Origin of the sequence: Sphingobacterium siyangense, assembly GCF_023277505.1 — a bacterium.
Taxonomy (GTDB): Bacteria; Bacteroidota; Bacteroidia; order Sphingobacteriales; family Sphingobacteriaceae; genus Sphingobacterium; species Sphingobacterium siyangense.
Genome location: NZ_CP080574.1, coordinates 1,563,763 through 1,580,500, shown reverse-complemented (window position 1 = coordinate 1,580,500; position 16,738 = coordinate 1,563,763). Strand labels below are relative to the sequence as shown.

8 protein-coding genes are annotated in these 16,738 nt (G+C 41.5%); all 8 read right to left on the bottom strand.

Features of this window, described 5'->3' with window-relative positions; genetic code table 11:
• Window positions 1-208: 208 nt before the first annotated feature.
• Entirely contained in the window at window positions 209-1,387 is a 1,179-nt protein-coding gene (locus K2F45_RS06380) for a glycosyl hydrolase family 28 protein (protein ID WP_248933186.1), read from the bottom strand.
• Between the two features lie 129 nt (window positions 1,388-1,516).
• Window positions 1,517-5,491, bottom strand: coding sequence for a hybrid sensor histidine kinase/response regulator transcription factor (locus tag K2F45_RS06375; RefSeq protein ID WP_248933184.1), 3,975 nt, complete (start codon window positions 5,489-5,491; stop codon window positions 1,517-1,519).
• Window positions 5,492-5,781: 290 nt separating this feature from the next.
• Complete coding sequence (locus tag K2F45_RS06370; RefSeq protein ID WP_248933182.1) at window positions 5,782-6,528, bottom strand: hypothetical protein; 747 nt, start codon at window positions 6,526-6,528, stop codon at window positions 5,782-5,784.
• 38 nt (window positions 6,529-6,566) lie between these two features.
• The gene (locus tag K2F45_RS06365) at window positions 6,567-9,332 is read right to left on the bottom strand and encodes a sugar-binding domain-containing protein (protein ID WP_248933180.1); all 2,766 of its coding nucleotides are present in this window, start codon (window positions 9,330-9,332) and stop codon (window positions 6,567-6,569) included.
• Window positions 9,333-9,418: 86 nt separating this feature from the next.
• Window positions 9,419-11,206, bottom strand: coding sequence for a glycoside hydrolase family 2 protein (locus K2F45_RS06360; protein ID WP_248933179.1), 1,788 nt, complete (start codon window positions 11,204-11,206; stop codon window positions 9,419-9,421).
• 28 nt (window positions 11,207-11,234) lie between these two features.
• Window positions 11,235-12,815 carry a DUF4832 domain-containing protein gene (locus K2F45_RS06355; RefSeq protein WP_248933177.1) on the bottom strand — a complete coding sequence of 527 codons (1,581 nt, stop codon included), beginning with the start codon at window positions 12,813-12,815 and terminating at the stop codon, window positions 11,235-11,237.
• Between the two features lie 452 nt (window positions 12,816-13,267).
• Entirely contained in the window at window positions 13,268-15,820 is a 2,553-nt protein-coding gene (locus tag K2F45_RS06350; protein ID WP_248933176.1) for a tetratricopeptide repeat protein, read from the bottom strand.
• Window positions 15,821-16,048: 228 nt separating this feature from the next.
• A complete protein-coding gene (locus K2F45_RS06345) occupies window positions 16,049-16,498 on the bottom strand; it encodes a nuclear transport factor 2 family protein (RefSeq protein WP_088160531.1) in 450 nt (149 codons plus the stop codon).
• Window positions 16,499-16,738: the final 240 nt, after the last annotated feature.

Genomic DNA, 16,738 nt, shown 5'->3' with positions numbered 1-16,738 from the left:
TTGTAGAGTTCGGATTACCCTGCGTGAGCCTAATCACGTGGTCGGGAGGAATTTTCATACACATATTTTGCTTTTTTAAAATTGGTTAAGACAAAACTATAATCATCACCAATTCGTAGGGTTCGTTTTTGTACGAAAATGGTTTGATTTTGTACAAAAGGCAAAAACATGTGTTTTTCGCTGTAAAATGGGGGTTAGAAGCGCTTTATTATTCTTTTTTTATACACATTAGATGATCTAGGATAACCGTATCGCTTGGTTGCACATCGATAGCTTCACCCCGACCTTTATAAATGATATCGCGGAAACTGGCCTGCGAGATACCTTTGGCTTTTATCGGTTGATGACTGATTAAATTTCGTACAAATAAGCCCTGGACATGCTCGCCATACTCGACCACCAAACCTTGTTGTGCTAGCGGACTGATGACCATATTCTCGATAAAAACATGACTTATACGGAGCTTACCCACAGGCATAATCCGTATGGATCGGTGTGAAATTGAATAGAAGTCCTGCCAGTTCTGGAGATAAATAGTTGAAATGTTGTCGATTTCGCCCCTATAAATCGAACCACTTACCACATTTACATTTTCTTCACCTGCTCCCACTCCGGTATCTGTCAACCCTATATTAATAAAGTCGTCACCGCTTTTACCTTTGCAGTTCGCAATAATAATATTTTTACAGCCAAAACGTATGCCCATGCCGTCTTGGTTCAAAATCTGTTTGTCTACTCCATCAACAGTTACTGCCTGCCTCACATTAAAAGTAATATCGCTTACCTTACCGTTTGTACAGCGTTCCAATACCAGTCCATGCCCATGATAATCCTTTAATGTAATGCCGCTAACCTCAAATACATCAGTGTGAGCCAATATAATGGCGTGGTTCCGCCATCCACCTTTTTGGTTCTCTCCGGGCTTACCTGCATCCGTACCATAAGATTGTCCAAATCCGCTGGGATTTAAGGACAAGATTTTATTATGGTCACCGGTAGCTCTGGGATGATCAGCACCTTCTAAAAGAACATTTCCTTTTCCAATAATCCGGATATTCTTTTTGGGTGCTATATCTTTAATTGCCAGCCCTGCATTTGCCGAACGGATAAAATTATCCCGGCATTTATCCGAAAGCTTAATGGTACAGTTATTCAATTCAAGTTCAAAATCGCCCGGAAGCAAAATGGCCTGATCGATGAGCCAGACACTTTTTTTTGTTACCGCATCGTATTTAGGGATCACTACTTTCCCAGTCGACTTTTTTGCTTCATTTATGGCTTTTTGTATACGTTCTGACTGGGAACCACTCTTGTATTTATTGGGGCTGATGTAAGTTTCATCTACCTTTTGAGCGACAGCCGCTGTCAGATAAATTACGTTAAACAAGCAAAAGCAATATGTAAGCAGAAGCGTTTTTCTAAAAATTGTCATTTTCATGATCGTTAGTATTTCAAAAATATAGAATGGCCTTTCACCTATCTGAAAGGGTATATCGGTAAACTATTGGCTGTATTTTTATTTCTTTCCACTCGAAACCTTTTTCTTAAACTCTGAAGGGCTCAGTTCAAACTGTTTTTTGAAACAGACGCTAAAGTATTTGGCATTGTTAAACCCGGTTTGGTAAGCAACTTCCGCTATCGTCAAATCCGATTTTTCTAACAGATAAGCACTTCTTTTCAGTCGCATATTCAAAATAAATTCTTTGATGGACATTCCCACAATATCATGTATTTTTTGATAAAGAATGGTTCTGCCTACGTTCATATCAGCCACAAAATCTTCTACGGAATAACTGGCATTGTCAATATTTTCTTCAATGACTTGAATAGCCTTAATCAGCAGTTCCTCGTCCATGGAGGTAACGGTTACATTGGAGGGATCTACCTGAACGTGTTTGCTGTATTTTTCTTTTAGTTCCCGCTGATTTCTTAGAATGGTTTCCGTCTGTTGCAACAGATAGTCGACATGAAACGGTTTATCAATAAACACATTGGCGCCATATTCCAATGCTTTTATTTTATGCTGGTTGTCATCTCCCGTACCCGAAATCATAATAATAGGAATATGGCTAGTCTTAAAATTTTGTCTAAGGCTACGGCATACTTCCAAGCCATTGCGATTTGGCATGATCAAATCGGTAATAATAAGTTGCGGATAAATTTTTTCGGCTTTAATTAAGCCTTCTTCGCCGTCACTTGCTGTATATACATTATATTTTTCGGCCAGACGCTGCTCCAGGTAAACACGCAGCTGTTGGTCATCTTCAATGAGCAGGATATTATCTGTCTTTTTTATAGGGATCGATCCTGTTTCTGGAGCTGCAGTATCCTGCGTGATAATATCGTCGATTTCAGAAACGGTGTAATCATACACGTTAGGCTGCATGTCGCCTGCCCCGGCCTGTTTCCTTAACGGTAGTGAAAGGGTAAATGAAATTTTATCGGTTTTATTCACCATCCATATTTTACCCTCAAGCACATCTACCAGTTCTTTCACAATAGCAAGTCCAAGTCCTGAACTTTCTTCAAAAGTTGGCCGATGAGAAGATAAGCGGTTGAAAGAAGTGTAAAGCGTCGCAATCTGTTCTTCAGAAAAACAATCACCGGTATTTATAACTTCAATGGAGATGTATTCGGCTTCCGTCGGATTTAACGAAGGAAACCGTTCTTTTTCTTCTGCTGTTGCACTATAGATACGTACGCCCACATACCCATTATCTGGTGTATATTTTAGGGCATTGGAGAACAGATTAGTCAATATTTTTTCGATAACATCGTAATCAAAGGCAACATATAAATTGTCCTTGTACGCGGAAATATTGGTTTCAACACCTTTTTTATTGGCATAGAGCTCAAATAAGCAAAATATATCCCTTACAAAATTGATAAAATCACCAACCTGCGGATTGAGCGTAATTTTTTGGCTTTCTATTTCGCGAAAGCGCAGCAATTGGCTAATCATCCGCTGTATTCTGGATACATTTTTCTCTATTAAATCCATGTATACCAAAGCGGTATCATTGGCCACAATAGTGTCTTTGAGTTGTTTAAGCGGCTGTAAAACCAAGGTTAGCGGTGTTTTTAAATCGTGTGAGATATTGGTAAAGAAGTCGGTACGCGCCTGGTTCAGCTCTTGCATATTCTGTTCTTTTAAACGCTCGAGTGCTAATCGCTCTTTAAACACTCTTTTATTGCTGTAATATCTCATTATGAAAAAGAGCAGAGCAAAAACAAGTGCGGCATAGCAGCAATATGCCCACCAGGACAAGAAAAATGGTGGATCGACATGGATATATAATCGTGATATTTGATCGCCCCATAGCCCATCATTGTTGGAAGCCTTGATTTCAAAGATATAATCTCCGCCCGGAAGGTTGAGAAACTGTACAGATTTCTGGTTGGCATGACTGATTTGCCAGTCTTCACCTAGCCCCAACATCCGGTAAGCGAACTGGTTCTTCTCTGCGGATAGATAACTATTTGCCGAAAACTTAATTTCTACATTGGACTGGTTACTGGAGAGCCTTATCTTGTCTTCTTTTTGATTGGAAAGACTGCCAATGTCTTTCGTTAAAACTGATGAGCCATCCGCTGGTTTCACGAGTTTATTGTTGACCAGAAATCCTGTAAAAAAAACTTTGGGTTTTTGCAGATTTTTATTGAGGTACGCCGGATCGAAAAGTAGAAATCCATTGGTACCACCAAACAGCATTTCACCCCTGGAAGTTTTGTAAGCGGCATGAATATAAAATGAACCAATGTTATTTTCCTGATAAAATCTGGCTTTCTCAAATTTACTGTATTTCCAATTGAAACAAAAAAGACCATCACTGGTACTTAACCAGATATTTTTCGTGGCAACATCTTCTAATATGCCAAATACCATTTTCGCCGGGAATCCGTTACTTACACTATAGTTGACATATGTCCCATCTCTTTTGAGTACATTTACGCCTTTACCCAATGTCCCCAACCATACTTCGCCATTTGAAGTCACTGTATAACTACACAGGTAATTTGCTGAATAGGAAGCATCTTTGAGCGAGTAGTGTTTCAATACCTTTAACGTATGGGGATTTACAACAAAAAATCCTTGATGGCTAATTAAACAGAGCTGATCTTCGTTATTCACATATAATGCTTCGACTTCGAGTTTCATTTTTTCGCCCTGCGCATCAAGGACGCTCACCATCTCTATAGCATCTAGCGGCTTCTTTCGATATAAAAATGATTTATCGGGATCTGTCATCCACCAGGTGCCTTCCTTATCGTTTACAAAATCATAAACGGTGAGCGGTTGCTGGCTCTCCGGAGAGCGGAAATTGAAACTGCTGAAATGCTGATTGTCCATATCATAACTACCAATACCGCCGTTATAGGCTGAAATCAACAGTTTTTTGCTCGTTCGGTCAAATTTCAGGCGTTTAATCATATGGGGACTCGACGAACTACCCTGCGATTTTTCTAGAGGGTTAAACTGATCCTTTTTTCTATTCCAGTAATTCAGGCTCCCCCCCTCGGTACCGATCCATATATTTCCCAGATGATCTTCCTGAAAACTACTGACTATGGGGTGATTGAGTCCCCCTGGGCTGGGCTTGAAGTAACGTACTCGGGAATCGTAAAGCGAGCTATAAGCTATTTTACCACCATAAGTACCTATCCAGGCTCCTTGGTCCGGATCCGGATAAATTGTCCATATCGAGTTATTCGGTAATGAATAAGCATCGTTCAAGTTCATTTGCAAGGTGCTGCTGCTTTCATTGGATGGATCATAAAGATACAATCCAGCTTGCGTAGCCACCCAGATCACCCCGGTTTGGTCCAAATATAATTTTTTGGTTAACACGGCTGAATTTCCCATTATGCTTACTGGGATCTTCTGTTTTAAGGTACCTGTTAAATCTGTTACATGGATTCCCCCTCGTTGTGTTAAAAAGTAATATTCCCCCCCGTACCCGACCGCATCGTTCACCTGATTTGTCGTACTACCAAAATCCGCGAACTGGACTAGGCGTTTTTTCGTCATTTCAATTTGATACACGACAGCGCCTTGGCTTAGAAACACCTGATCTTTAGCACTCAATATATTTTGGAAAGACTTGTTTTTGGGCAATAAAAAGCTTTCTGTCTGTTTATTTTGCGGATTATAGCGTAGTATGCTATTGTCTGACAGCATGTAAACCTGACCATCGCTATGTACACAAAGCGAACGGATCATTCCGGGAACCACGACATGAAAAGAAAACCGTTCGTAATCGAATTTTAATAAGCCTTGCCCAGAAGCTAGAAACAGATTTCCCTTTTTATCCCGAATTAAAGAACCATAACCCCATTTTTGCGCTGGTTTGATCGCAGAGACGATATCATTTAACTGATAAAAACTATTGCCATCGTACATGAAGAGCGCATCGGGCCCCGTGTACCATATACGCCCTAAACTGTCTTTTGCGATACTTTGTATACCGCCATAGTAGGAAGTTTCGGGCATAAGATGAAACCTATACCTCGAAAGATCGATACCGAGAACACATTGCCCCCAAAAAACGACGAAACAAATTATCAGACTGTATTTATTCATTTACCGATGCTACTAAAACTGTTTAAATTTCAATCCAAGATTTACGTGGGCCAGTTACAATCAAAATATCCTGCTACTAATTGTTGATCAGTGGTTCTATAAACTTCGATTATCATACTATTAGGCAATGAGCTTCGTCGAAATTCTGGCCTTAGCGCTTTTTCAGCTGTTCAGATCCATTTGAAGCCCACAGTACCAATTTACTTAAAAACAGGCGTTGGGGACAAACTTATCTTCTTTTGCTGATTATTTTTGAGTTCGAAGATTACAAGTTCATTTTTTCCGGGTATTAAATCCTCCGAAGGAATTAACATCGACTGCTGTTTTTCTTCCTCCCAGTAAGATCCCAAATATTTTTGATTTAACCAGACCTCGCCCATTCCCCATCCTGTCATATTAAGATACTTGTTTCCGGACAGATTGAGTTCGAACTGACCTTTGTAAAAACCGGGGCTGTCATTAGCTGATCTTTGTTCAAAAACCAAATCCTTCAGTGGATAATTACGCACCGTTAAGGGGATCATTTCCCAGTCTTGAAGGTCGTTTCCGTCTAAAGTAATGGTGCCAAACAGCCCTTTTGAATTATCTGTAATTTCTGGTCCGTAAGTGATCCGACCAATATTCTCGACATAAAATTGAAGCAAGTGTTTGCCTGGATTTGCTTTGATGGCTAGTTTTTTACTCTTATCTGTCAGGCTACCCTGTACCTTACCATCGACATAGACCACGGCATAATCGCGTACGTTTTCCAATTCCAGCTCTTCGCTTTCCGCATCAGTGTTTATCTCGGTCTGATAAAGTACATAGCCCGATTCGATGTCCAAATCATTAAAGGATAATACATTTTCCGCCTCGATAGCCTTATTATAAACCTGGTTTACAGACGCTTTCTCTTCCAACCTAATTTCCTGTGCCATGAGGGGCTGACCAAAAAAAACAGTCATCATAGATAATATCATTGTTCTTACCATTGTGTAAATCTTTCTTATTTCTCTAAAAATGATTGAATAAAAGTTTCGTCCACAGCCACTTGCGGCGAGAATTTCTCACTTTTTACATAATTATCGATACTGTACAACAATTGTTGGGTAGCGGGACGGTTATCTATATCATTTTTGGTATCCAATGCCAGTACCAGCAATTTCCCGCCGTGCAGTTTGGCTTCAAAACCAATACCCAATTTCTGGTTGTTGTCGTAGCTGTCGATGACCTGTATAAAGGGACGCAGTTGTTGTGGTGCATGTTGCATTTCAATTACTTTTGCATGGTTCAGGATATCCCACCACTGCCAATCGGTATGGTATGAAGTAAGAAAATCATTAAACATGGCCTGCTTATGATGAACAAGGTTGCCGATGGTCATCGGTGCCCATGCAAACATAATGGGGTTCCAAAAATGATTGTGAAACAGTGATTTTCGACCTTTCACCTGGTCTGGAGAAGGATAAAGAACCACGGTTTTACCCTGGGCCAACTGCCTTTTTGCAGCATCATCGTAGACATCGGTGTACAATACATTAGCTGTAGACTGCATCAGATGTTGATGCTTTGGATATACCCAAATGTCCCAGCTATTCTTAATGCTATCGTTTACCGCAAGATGAACCGTAACTTTTTGGGTGCTGATATTTTTTAGGGAAATCTCAAATTCACCTACCGGCGATACATTTTCGTTGGCAATGGTTTGCCTTTTCAGCGTTCCCTTTTTCAATACGCTGCCAGCGGTATCGGTCAACCACCATTTAATTTTCGCATTTTCAAGTGCAGAATTGCTAAAGTTATATACCTCGGCTTTACCCCGAAATGTTTCTGTGTTGAAAAAACTGCTTTTATCGTAGCGCAGTAGAGCGACCGTTGGCGCACAAAACTCGCTGAATTTTTCTGCTGTTACCAATCCTTTCGAATCCCAGAAAGGATCGAAGATCCCCACGGGCGCATACCCTTGTCCCGGAAAGTCATTCATCGACAAAAGCTGAAAACCGGCCGATTTACCTGATCGCAACAGGGCTTCGATCACGGCTTTGTACTCCAGCACGGTCAACGCACCAGATGCTCTGAAGAAATCCTTTGCTTGGTCCAACATGCCATTTTTTTGTAATAGATCGCTAAATACTTCAAAATTGCGGGCCTCTACGGGACTGTTGGCATATTTCTTTATTTCATCAAAATTTGGATAAATACAACGTTGCCCTGACTCGTGTGAAATGACGGGCACATCGACATCAGATTCCAAATTCTTGTCCCAATCGGTACCGGGCAGACCTTCGTACACCTTCACCGGCCCTTTATTGGTTTGCTGGGAAACGTAATATTGATCTGATTTAACCCGTGTTCTTGCCGTAGAACCGCTGTAAAGATGGCGGGGATCAGCTTTTCTGCCTTCGGCAGTCAGCTCCTCGATAAAGTCGAAATTCCCGGTAATTTCATTTCCGTTGCAGTACAGAACAAAAGAAGGATGGTTGCCATATTCTTTTAAAATAGCTTTAATTTCCCTACGGAAGAAGTTATATCTGGACTCGTCGGGTTCGGCATCTTTGCCCCACATAGGCATTTCCACTTCAAAATATATTCCATGTTTGTCTGCCATGCGAAAGGCCGCCGCCGGCGGGCACCATGAATGGAATCGTAAATGGTTCATGCCATACGTCTTCATCAGCACCATGATTCGTTCCCAAGAGGCATCGTCGAGCGGAGCATGGCCTGTTTTTGGAAACACTGCATTTTCTACATTGCCTCTTAGATGGATGGGACGATTATTGAGCAGTACATGGTTTTTTCCTTGTTTTACTTCACGCATACCAAAGGTGGTAGCCTTTTCATGCCGATAGCTGTTTTTGCCGTCAGAGGTATTCAGTTGACAATTTATACGATAGAGGTTTGGGTTAAACTCATCCCACAATTTGATATGCTTACCTAATGGAATAGTGGTCTCTACGAAGTTCACCGAATCGGTACTTACCAGTGCAACTTCATCCTTAAGGCTGTAGTTTGTTCCCTCGATGACGAAAGACACTTTGCCCTTTACCTGTTTTTTGGTCGCATTATTTACCCGTAATTTTACTTTTATGGACTGATCGGCTATATTTGGATATACCTGAAGATCTTCCAGATAAACTGGGTCTATGGCCAGCAGTTTTATTTCTCCTAGAATACCGTTCCAGTTAATCTGTGTAAATTCAGTATGCGCATGATCCCATTTGTGTGTATTATATTGAAACCGGTTATCGATACAAATGGTAATGCGATGCTTCTTTCCGGGCTTTACAAATGAGCTCAGATCGTGGTTGTGGGGTACACTTACATAATCGATACTGCTGACTTCCTTGGTATCTATAAAAACTGAACTCAACCAGTGGGTACGCTCAAAGTATAGGAATATTTTTTTCCCTTTCCATTCGGCAGGGATTTCAATATCACGTTGGTACCATGCCGGTCCCATGTATTCGTATTTTCGGGTCAGACGGTCGATATATTTATAGGGATTTTTATAGCCTATCTGATAATCATCGGTAATACCGGGAAGCTTAATTGTTTCTTGCAAAAGATGATTATAGCGGGGGGACAGCGAGCCTCTACGGAAATCCATCACATCCGTCTGGAACCCCCAAGTGCCTGATAAATCGATAGCATCTTGAGCCTTTAACAAGGCTACCTGCAGGAAAAGCCCCATTAGACACATCATTTTAAAGTATTTATAAATGCTTATCCTGTATTTATCCATTTTGTGTTTCGATAGTTTAGGTGCTTTCATTCTTTTCAGTATATTATTTTTGTAGGCATCGAAAAAATTGTGTCACTGTGGTACTCCTCTTTAAGCTCGGTTTCGTAATTGAAGTCTTATTTATTATCATAATAATGTTTCATCAGAAACCAGGCTTTCTTTCGGTAGCCTTGGTCTGAGATCAATCCTTTGCGGTTCCAGCCATCTTGGTTGGTCGGATGAAAACGGAACGGCGAACGGAAATCAAATAGCAGCCAAGGTGAAGTTCCGCGCAGGTTTGGAATATGCTTAAACATTTCGAGGTTGTTTTTGTACAAAGTCGCTTGGTAATCTTCACTCCAGGAACTGACGACATCCTTTTCGCCCGTTTTGCCATACAGCGCCTCGCCTCCAAATTCAGAAATAATTAAAGGCTGGCCTTTTGCCACATCCCATACTGCTTTATCAGGAGAAACTGGCCAGGAGTGGTACCAGCCTAAATATTTGTTGACAGCTACGACGTCCAATTCTTTCGTAAAAGGATCATCCATAACAAAGGTTTCCTTCTCCTTATTGAAACGAACAAGATCAAAAGCAGCGGTTATAAGCCTGGTCGTGTCAATGCCTCTGCATGTAGCAATCAAATGCCTGATAAAAGCATTTCTAGGCTCGGATGGTTGGGTTTCATTGGCTACTCCCCAAAAAGCTAGTGCGCAACGATTTTTGTCTCGAGCAACCATTTCCCGCATCATTTTACCGGCTTTCTCTTTGGTCGATTCATTTTCAAAATCGATGCCTTGCCAAATGGGAATTTCTTCCCACAACAAGAAACCCATTTTTTCGGCCATTCTCACGATATATTCATTTTGTGGATAATGCGCCAAACGAATCATATTACAGCCCAAAGCTTTCGCTTCTGAAAGCAGCATCACTGCATCTGCCTGTGAAAAAGCACGACCTTTGCGCTGAGGTATTTCCTCATGAAATGAAATGGACTTGAGAAAAATAGCTTCGCCATTCAGGAAGATATCTTCCCCTTTTACCCAAATATTGCGAAAACCTATTTCCTCTTCTATTTGATCGTCGCGCGTTGAAATCTTCACGTTATACAGTTTGGGTGCAGTAGGCGACCAACGTTTGATTTTTCTCGATAGGAATGAAGTTTTTACTTCCCCCTGAGCATCTGTTTTAAGCGTTTGTTTTAGTTGTAGTTCCGGTATTTCGATAGTTACCGAGGAATTGGCCATCGTTTCCGAAAGTTTGACCTTCGCATTGATTTTATCGGCTTTGGTTTTGTCCAATTGCACAAAATAATCATCGATAAAAACTTTTGGCGTGCTTACCAAAAAGACATCTCGGGTAATACCGCCATAGTTCCACCAATCAAAGGCCATTGCCGGAATGGCATCAACCTGCCGGCTATTATTTACCTCAACTGCCAAAAAATTATCGTTTTCTTTAGCTGCATCTGTTATTTCAATCTGAAAGGGGGTAAAACCACCTTCATGTTGTGCAATCTCTTGTCCATTGAGATATATGCGACAACGGTAACTTACCGCAGCGAAATACAAGAACAACCTTTCGTTATTTTCTTTCACTACATCGAACTTACGCCCATACCAGATGGTACCTTCGTAATATTTAAGTTCAGGCATTTGACTGTTCCAATCTGAAGGTACATTTAAACGGAGCCCATTCTCGAAAGCGTATTCATAAAAATCAGTCTTGTTTTCGGCTTTTTTATTCAGATAGATTTGGTTTTTTCTTCCCTGGTCGTATAAGTCTACAATAGCGTCCCACTTTCCATTTAAGGATTGAGCTCGCCTACCATACACATTGGCCATATTTTGCTGTGCAACAAGGTTGGAGGTTATCAGGCTAAAAAAAAGGGACAATATCAAAGATAGATTGATCAGCTTTATCATAATAGGTGTTAGTTGTTAATAAAATTTTCTATTTTACCTGCAATGCCGAAAGCTTTGTCCAACCCTGAGCCGTCAAATCTCCATCAAGGGCAAGTTGAATTGCCGGCTTATTTTCCTTGGTCGTATCAACAATGGCGACTGCCCAGCTATATATCCCTGAAGGTAGATCTACTTTTGCAATTAATTTATAACTCGCAGCAGTACCTTTCAGCCAAGCAGACGGTTCACTCTGACGATCTACAAAAATCTTTTTAACATTCCCATTGGCATCTAACAGTGCAAAAGCAACTTTATATTTGTAGTTCCATTGTGGAATATTATTAGGTAAATAGCCCCAGCCCATATTCTGCCAACGATGGGCGATTTGCGCTATCTTTCCCGACTTGATATCTTGAGGGAGGTTGATTTGGTCTGGATATACACGGTAGCCACCTTCTGTAATAAACCGTTGAACCAAATCAAAGGACTTAAACCAGGATTCAGTTTCTCCCCCCGCTCTAAAGTCCATCATATTGACATGGGCTTCGGCCGACAGGTCGAACTCACCTTTCCTCACATCCTCGTCATGACCTTCTCTATATTTTCCACTGGGGTCTGTCCAATAACGGTGCTTACCTGGGGCAATAATCCAGCCTCCTTCCATAATGATAGGACGCTTAAAATTCCATTTCTTGGCAAAATCCTTTTCCCAATTCTGGTAATAGCCAGTCATGCCAAAAGCATCTTGGCGAAGGCTATACCCCTTATCAATAGCTTTATCCAATAAGCGTTCACTATTCGGGTTGACTGCGCCCCAACTTTCGGGATGACCGACCAGACGATGGTAGTTGATAACCAAAGGAACTTTTGTAAATGTGTTAGCATATAAGCTGGTCACCCAGTCCAGGGTTTCTTCCTTTATTTTTTCAGTACTTTCGGGTGTCGCCATTTTGGGGTCTTCATAAACAACATAATGTGCTTCGCCCCATTTCCCCAAGCCATAGGCATCAATAAAAGAGGTCTTTTCAGGATCATTAAATTCCTTGGCCAAAGCTGTGATAAATTTGGTATAGTATTTTCTAAATACCGCATCCTGAGGATAAGGTGTTTGCCTATCGGGATGATTTTCATTTTCCAAATAATATTTGGCTCCGAGGTCGAACACAAATTTGGGTGTATTTTGACCTTGGTCGCGACCATCTACCACAATACGGAGCGCTATGGGCAACCCTCTCGTTTGTGCGCCTTTAAGGAGCTTTCCTATTTTAGAGTTTGGATCATCCCAGGCATAAACACCGTCACTGGGATTCAGCGAAGACCAGCTCGTGCGTACATAACATGCCGAAGCATAATCAATGACCTTTACCTTTTTACCCAATGCTGGCACAAAATATTCGATATCCCAATACGTATCATCGGCATTACGGGGAGCATACATTACCCAACCATTTAAAGGATTGCGCAAGACTGAATGACCATCGTATTTTGGCTTTAATAAAATATACCCGGTGTTGCCCGAACCGCTTTTCCCTTTATTTTTTTGAGAAAAACCAAGCAATCCAGAAGTGCACAATAAAAGCGTTAAAAAAAAATTTATTATCCAATTTGAGAATAGCTGTTTGTTTATCATTTCGTTTTTGAACATATTTTCAAGTCTATTGGTTATTTTATTTCTGTTGTGCCAGCGACTTCTATAGTTTATCATTTAGTGTGCTGATTCAACAAAACTGATTTATTGGGATACGGTACAAAATTAGCCACGACAGGCTACCGCTATGGTATTGATTTGTTCAGAAATGGTTCGTTTTTGTACAAAAATTAGGATTTAATCCGCTATGGAGGACGATGTGAATAAAATCATTCACTTATGGAGACTAAGTGATAAAGAAATAGCTCTTCTTCTTGGATTTTATACCGTTTATAACTATTAGGGAGGTTTCTTATCAGATTTATAGCAGTCTATTTAATGTAAAAAGCCCGATTGTTCTCGGGCTTTTTAGGTTCATGTTCCATACGATCCTCTTCATTCGAAAGAAATGAAAAATTCTATCACATCTGGCGTATGCCAAATTTTCAGAAGTATTACTTCAACTTCTGTAAGCGTTCTTTCGCTGCAGGCACGATATCATCGTTTTTGTCATAATTGTCAATCACACTTTTCAAGGTACTCTTCGCCTGGAAAGCATTGCCTTTGCGCGCATAGGCATCAGCAAGTACCAGGAAGCTCTTGGCAACCCAGTATTCTTGCGCTTCCCTATTGTTAATCACATCAAAGGCTGTTTCCAGCGCCTTATCATATTCCTTGTTATCGTACTGCAAAAGCGCTACGCGATACCGTGCTTCTGCGCCGATAGCCGATTGACTCTTCAGCGCAGCCAGGTTGAATTCTTTCATGGCAGACGCTACATTTTTTTCTTTCAACAAAGCTTTTCCACTGTACAAATGCGCTTTCGCTATTTCCTCCTCGGTTGCCCCGTTGTAATTTTTGACCAGACTCACATACTTAGCCATTTGCTCCATATCGCCGAGTTCGAAGTAACACACCATCAGGTTCGTTACCGCATAGCCATAGTTCTTTTTATATTCTTCGTTGAGCTCCAATTTTTTGAGGTGCACAATGGCTTCATTGTATTCTTTAAGATCCAAATATAGCGCAGCAACCGTCAGCAAGGTATTCTCTGAATATTTACTCGTCCAGTCGTTCAGGATGATATTCAGATCATGCAGTGCTTCCTGTGGATGCCCGGTGCGGTACGAACTCACTCCACGGATATAGCGGGCGAATTTTTCTTGTCTGGGTTTTGGAAATTTATCAAAATAGGCGTTGATCGCTTCTACAGCCGCCCCATATTCTCCCCTGGCGAATAGCGACTGCGCCGCCTGGAAAGCCATGTTATCTAGCTCTGCGGGACTCAGATTACTGACATTGGTACCGACAGCGTAACGAATATAGCTCGAAGCATCCCCTTGATCGAGGTAGATGTTTTCAATGAAACGCATCGCCTGCTCCGCCTCGGCAGTTCGGGTGTATTTCTCCACCACCTTCTGGAAAGTCGCTTTCGCCGCTTCGGGCTCATCATTGTTGTACTGCACGAGTCCTATGGTCATTAAGGCGCGGGGAATATAACTACTACGAGGGTACTTTTCGACCATTGCCTGTAACCCTTCGATCGCACGGCTATAATCACCCATCGTGAAATAAGTATAGGGAATTTCAAAGGCCGCATCATCTGCATAGTTCGAAGATGGAAATTGTTTCAACACCGACCGCAGCGTACTGAGCTTGGTTTCATTGTCGCCTTGCAGACCAAATAAAACACCGCGCTGGAATAAGGCATAATCCTGATTGGGCGCTTTGCTGTTGATCAGCTGATCGTAGTATTTGTTGGCCCGGCTGTAGTCGCGCAGACACAGGTAGGAATCGCCCAGACGTGCAATGACATCATAGCGTATATTTTGATCCACCGCATTTCCTCCAGCAGTCAGAAAGCGTTCAAAATAATTGGCCGCCAGTTCAAAACGGTTGTTTCGGTAAGCCGCATACGCCAACCCATAATTTGCATAATTATACAGGTCGCTATTCCGAGCAACGGGCAGGCTCAGAAACTGGGAGAAGTTTTCTACGGCTTCACCAAATTTGCGCACTTCATACATGGCCTCTGCTTTCCAATAGGTCGCAAGAGCGGCCATTTCAGCATTGACGGGAAACTTTTCAGATCGCATAAACATGGATATGCTATTTTCGAAAGCACGCTCGTTATAAAACTCAAGTCCGCGGTAATAGGTGACCTTTTGATAGATCGCATTGACTTCCCGACCGCGCTCTTTTAACGATTCCAGCATACTAACACCAGCATGGAAGTTGGTGGTCCCACGTAGGATTTCAGCGGATAGTGTTTCGGCACTTTCCTTTCTTTTTGAACCTGGATCGACAGGTTTCACTTCTTGGGCGATATATTTCTCGAGGACTTTTTGTGCCGCTTGGGTGGAGTCCATTGCAAACAAGATTTTAGCATAGTTAAATAGCGCATCGGCTTTCACTTGCTGGTCTAAATCCAGTTTTGTCGCTTTGACAAAAGCATTTCGTGCGGCTTGCTTGTCGCCAGTCTCCAGAGCGATATGGCCCAATGTCATGATCGCCCCCTGATAAAAGGCATCCGAAGGTTTTATGGCCTCCAGCATACCGCTTGCTCTTTTATATTCGCCAGCGCCATAAGCCAGATAGCTGATGCGATAATTATCGATATTACTTTGCGAAGCGTCTGGGTGCCGTTTCATCAATTCGTGATAATAGGCCTGTTTATATTTTTGCTGCGCTAAATAGGTGGCTGTGGCAATTTGACGCAGCTCCGTCTCAATAGCATCGCGGTTGATATGCGTCATATCCGGACTGCGGCGCACCTTGACCGCATCGGCCAGCATAGGCCGGTAATCGCGTACGACATCAATCGAATCCATGGTTTGAACCTCTCCACCGCCACCTTGCACACTATGTTGCTGTTGCTGTTGTTTCTCTTTCTTTTCTTTCTGTTGTTTCCCCACTTCCTGCGCATAACCTGTAACCAGCAAAGCCGAAAGCGTACCAGTAAACAGGTATTTCAGGTAATTGTGACCGATTCTTTCTTTCAATATCATTGTTCGTCCGTATTTCTGAATTGTTCCAAACGTTCCTTTGCCGAGGAGACATAGGGTTATCCCTAACTAGTGTATTCAAAACTAAAGAATTTCAAGCACATTCGGTAATTTACACCTCATAGTTGCTTCGTTTCAACGATTTAGAACAAAACACGCTATTCCATTGCTCTATCGGCAACTGAATTTATACAATAATGGAGCCAAGAAGAAAAAATAAAAGAGCGGTTCTTACTGATAGGAATGGACTGACTTGGATACCTGCCAACTGCCATTCTCATAAACTAAAGTCACTAGGTCAGTCATGCTAAAGCTGTCAAATTTCAATACAATTTTTGCAATCATATAATCTGTGGATTTTTCGACAATCTTGATATGCGTTTTACAGTTCAGAATTTCTCCCTGCTGTTTTTTTAAAGATTTAATCAAAGCCTGGCGTCCGTAGGAGGTCTGTATATTGGAAGCCTGGATCCTTTGGCTGAAATCTTCCGCAAATAATTGATCTAAACCCACAGATTCTCCAGCCGTCGTTACAGCAACATAATGCTGCAAAGCGAAGTCTGCTGTGGAAAGATTAATGCTAATTTTTTCTGGTTTTGATGCTGGTTTTTCAGCTGCCATGGCAACTGACGATAAGCAGATTAAAGCTGCTGCCGTGAATGTTTTTACGAATGCTTTCATACTATCTTTTTGTTCTATTGTTAGTCTATATACCCTTACTTGTTGATCCAAAACTAAAGTTCAATATATCTCTGGCCTATGGACTTTAGACCAACGATATTTGAATATCGGTGAATGGCGGAAATGTAAAGGTGAATATAACAACCATCTTAGCTGCTGCATGCCAAATACTATACCAGTGGCTACAATAAGAACATTTGTGCCTCTTAGCACATTTAAAGGCATTTTCAAGATTCTTTA